General features: G+C 67.5%; 3 protein-coding genes. 1 reads left to right on the top strand and 2 read right to left on the bottom strand.

Annotated elements, in window-relative coordinates:
* Positions 1–213: 213 nt before the first annotated feature.
* Complete coding sequence (locus tag ACFYQA_RS39280; RefSeq protein ID WP_388222976.1) at positions 214–984, bottom strand: hypothetical protein; 771 nt, start codon at positions 982–984, stop codon at positions 214–216.
* A gap of 318 nt (positions 985–1,302) precedes the next feature.
* Here ACFYQA_RS39280 and ACFYQA_RS39275 point away from each other — a divergent pair, with 318 nt between their 5' ends.
* Positions 1,303–1,590 carry a hypothetical protein gene (locus ACFYQA_RS39275; protein ID WP_388222974.1) on the top strand — a complete coding sequence of 96 codons (288 nt, stop codon included), beginning with the start codon at positions 1,303–1,305 and terminating at the stop codon, positions 1,588–1,590.
* A gap of 207 nt (positions 1,591–1,797) precedes the next feature.
* Here the strand turns inward: ACFYQA_RS39275 and ACFYQA_RS39270 are convergent, their stop codons facing one another.
* Complete coding sequence (locus ACFYQA_RS39270) at positions 1,798–3,015, bottom strand: VWA domain-containing protein (protein WP_388928610.1); 1,218 nt, start codon at positions 3,013–3,015, stop codon at positions 1,798–1,800.
* Positions 3,016–3,143 lie beyond the last annotated feature (128 nt).

Below are 3,143 nucleotides of genomic sequence, written 5' to 3'. Positions count from 1 at the left end.
CCGTTCTTTCATGCCCGTGGCCGCACCCGAACCTCCGTCCAGATGGCCACCCGCGCCGCACACCTCGAACGAGATCCGGTTTGCCACAACGCACTTGGTCCCTGCCGAAGGCGGCGATCTCCAATTGGGTCATGGCCGCCAGCAGTTCCTGCGCCGAGGGCAGGACCCCGCCGGGGCGGTATTCGCCGAGGGCGGTCGCGAGTGCAGCCGGATCTAGAGTGCGGTCCACACGTACTCCCTCACCTCATGGGCGAAGCCCTCGAGGTTGTCGATCGCCACCACCAGGCCCTGCAGCGCGCCGGGGTGCATGTGGGTGGTGAAGTGCTCGTGCGCGAGGTGGAAGGCCTTCGTCGGTATCGCCGTGGTGTTCAGCGCGACGCTGACGCCGCCGCCGGCCGACTCCTCCTCATCGACCCACTGGTCAGCCAGACTGCCCACGAACTCCCGGGTGTCGTCAGCAAGCAGTTTGTCGCCCCAGGAGCACATTCCCAGGTAGGTCGCCCCCTTGGTGCTGAGCTGCGTCCAGCCCTTGTGGATCGCCCCATCCGGCCGGTTCGCCTTCCCGGTGTACTTCTTCATCTCCCACAGACGGAAGGAGAAGCCCCGGGCCGTTCCGTCTTCCCGGTAGACGATGAGTCCGTCGCCGCCTCCGTCGTTGACGGCGGCCTTCGGCGGTCCGAGGATCTCCACGGCTCGCGCTGGATCCTCGGGCAGGTCGCGGGTCAGGAGGTACCAGAGCCACTCGCCCACATACCCGGCCAGCCCGTGGTTGTGCTCCTTCTTCGCGGCTGCCGCTTCGAAGACAGGCTCCGCGAAGGCCTTCACCAGGACGTGATCCTTCCCGGTCAGCTTCGCCCCGTTCAAGGTGGCCTCACGCCACTTTCCGTAGGTCCGTGGGCGCCCGCCGGTGCGTTCCCGCATGATCTCGTCGGCGATGATCCACCCGGCGGCCGCCCGGTCCTCGGGGCTGCCGCTGAGAGTCACGACGAGCTCCCATCGGCACGTCTGGTCGTCTCCTCGAGGCTCCCGTCGTACCAGGTCGGCCACCCGCCCACCGACGGCCGTCGCTCGGGCCAGCGCCTGCGCAGGCGAAACGTCCGCCACCCGAACCCCCTGCTCGTCCCAGACCACCCGCGCCGTACCGGTTGGGTGCAGGGGGCCGAGGCGGCCCTCGGCAAGGTCACCCTATCGAGCGGTCCGCGCCGATCCTGGCGGAAGCCAAAATGCGACGTCTCCCCTCAGCGCACTAGAAACTCGGCTGCGCAGCAACCGTCCTCAACCCGCGTCGGGGCCTCGTTCCCGTTGGATGATCCCCTGGCACACGACGCCCATGTCGGCTGGGAGAACGCCGCATCGCAGCAGACCGACGTGATCCTCTTCTGGTTCTGTGCAGAGACGGTCCAGCCGATCGTGCCGTACAAGCTGGGGTTCCATGCCGCCCGCAGCGACGCCGTGCTCGTGGTCGGCCTGCGTCCGCGGTACGAGCGCCGACGCGACGTCGTTGCCCAGCTCGCGCACGCCCGGCCCAACATCACGGTGCTCGACTCGCTCCCCGCGACGGTTCGCGCGGCCGCAGCGTCACGCTCGTAGTCCCAGACCTCCTTGGCGAGCCGAGCGGCATTGGCGCGGCCGGTCTCGCCAGCCACGGCCGCAGCCAGCAGGGCATAGCGGTCTTCTACCCAGCTTGCTGTGTCGATCCCGGCTCGTCTGACAGCAAGCCAGCGTCGTCACCACCCGCTCAGCGCCTGGCTGCGCACTGACAGCAGGATCCGTGCCAACGTGCTTCCATGGGCGGTTTCACGATCGCATCCAGGTCGCGAAGGCGTCGACCAAGCCCGTGTAGAACCGTTCTCCGGGGACCGAGCCCGGGTTCTTGCTGGCGTCGTAGAAGGCGACGTTGGTGAAGGTGGCCGAGGCGGAGGCGTTGAGGTTCTTATAGAAGGCGAGCTTGCCGCGCCCGAATCCGACAAAAAGCCAGAAGATGCCCAATGAAGCGGTGTTCTGGAGCATCGAGCGGACCTCTGCCTTGTCCCAGGGTTCGTCGCCGACCTGGGTCACGACGAAGGCGGGGTCTGAGGCTCCGGAATCCTGGTAGTGGCTGACGGCGCGGCGCATCGCGTCGGCGACGTTGCCCCAGCCCCAGTCGACTTGGGTGTGCAGCTGTCCGATACGGCCGCGGTAGTTGTCCAGCCGGATCTCCTCCAGGAACGGCTCTCGTCCACTGGAGAAGATCACGGGTACGGTGCCGTCGTCGTCGAGGTTGGCCGACAGGGCCAGGACGCGTTCGGCGAAGGCCTGCACGGCGAACGACTCGTAGAGCTCCTCCATGTGCCAGTCGTGATCCAGGATGAGGTAGACAGCAGCTCGCCGTCCCATGATCCCTCGGTCCGCGAGGGCCTGGCCGGCCTGTCGCGCGGGTGCCAGCAGGGCCGAGGCCTGCCGCTCCAGCTTCGTCAGGTCGACTGCGGCGGCCTGTCCCGTAGTCGTGCGTGTCTGCGCAGGAAGCGGCGCGGCAGAAGGCTCGGGGTCGACATCGACGCCGTAGTCGGTCGCCAGTCCCGCAAGGCCGGAGGCATAGCCCTGTCCCACGGCCCGGGCCTTCCAGCCGTCACCGCGGCGGTACAGCTCCGCCAGGACCACGACGGGCTCCCCCGAGGTGAAGTCCGGCGCCGTGAACAACGCCGGCGAAGCACCGCTCTGGGTGATCGTCAGCTGAGGTGCTCGAGTGAAGACGGCGCCTGGCTGCAGCGGATCAGCACTCACCACGACAACTACACGGTGCACGTCCGCTGGCAGGTGAGGAAGCTCCGCGGTGACCGCCGCGCCCTCAACGGATACACCGTCCTGGGCGGGGTGGTTGTAGAAGACCAGGTCGTGGTCGCCGCGAACCTTGCCGTCAGGACCGAGCAGCAGCGCGGACACATCCGCCGAGAGTCCTTGTACCGACACCGTCAGAACCGTCCGCGCCGTAAGCAGCGCCGTGTTCTCACCCTTACGCAGCGACGTCGTCTGCATTCCTGCCCCCTTGATCACCGGAGAAGAAACGGTGGGGGTTCCCCCCGAGAAGTGGACACCAGTTCGTGTTGTTATGCGGCGAGTGTCATGTTAGCCGACTGCTTCTCGTAGGCGACGGGGCTGAGCTG

Origin of the sequence: Streptomyces sp. NPDC005774, from assembly GCF_042871645.1 — a bacterium.
In the GTDB taxonomy this organism is placed as follows: domain Bacteria; phylum Actinomycetota; class Actinomycetes; order Streptomycetales; family Streptomycetaceae; genus Streptomyces; species Streptomyces pratens.
The sequence above is the reverse complement of the archived record's forward strand: the minus strand, read 5'-3'. Positions and strand labels throughout refer to the sequence as shown.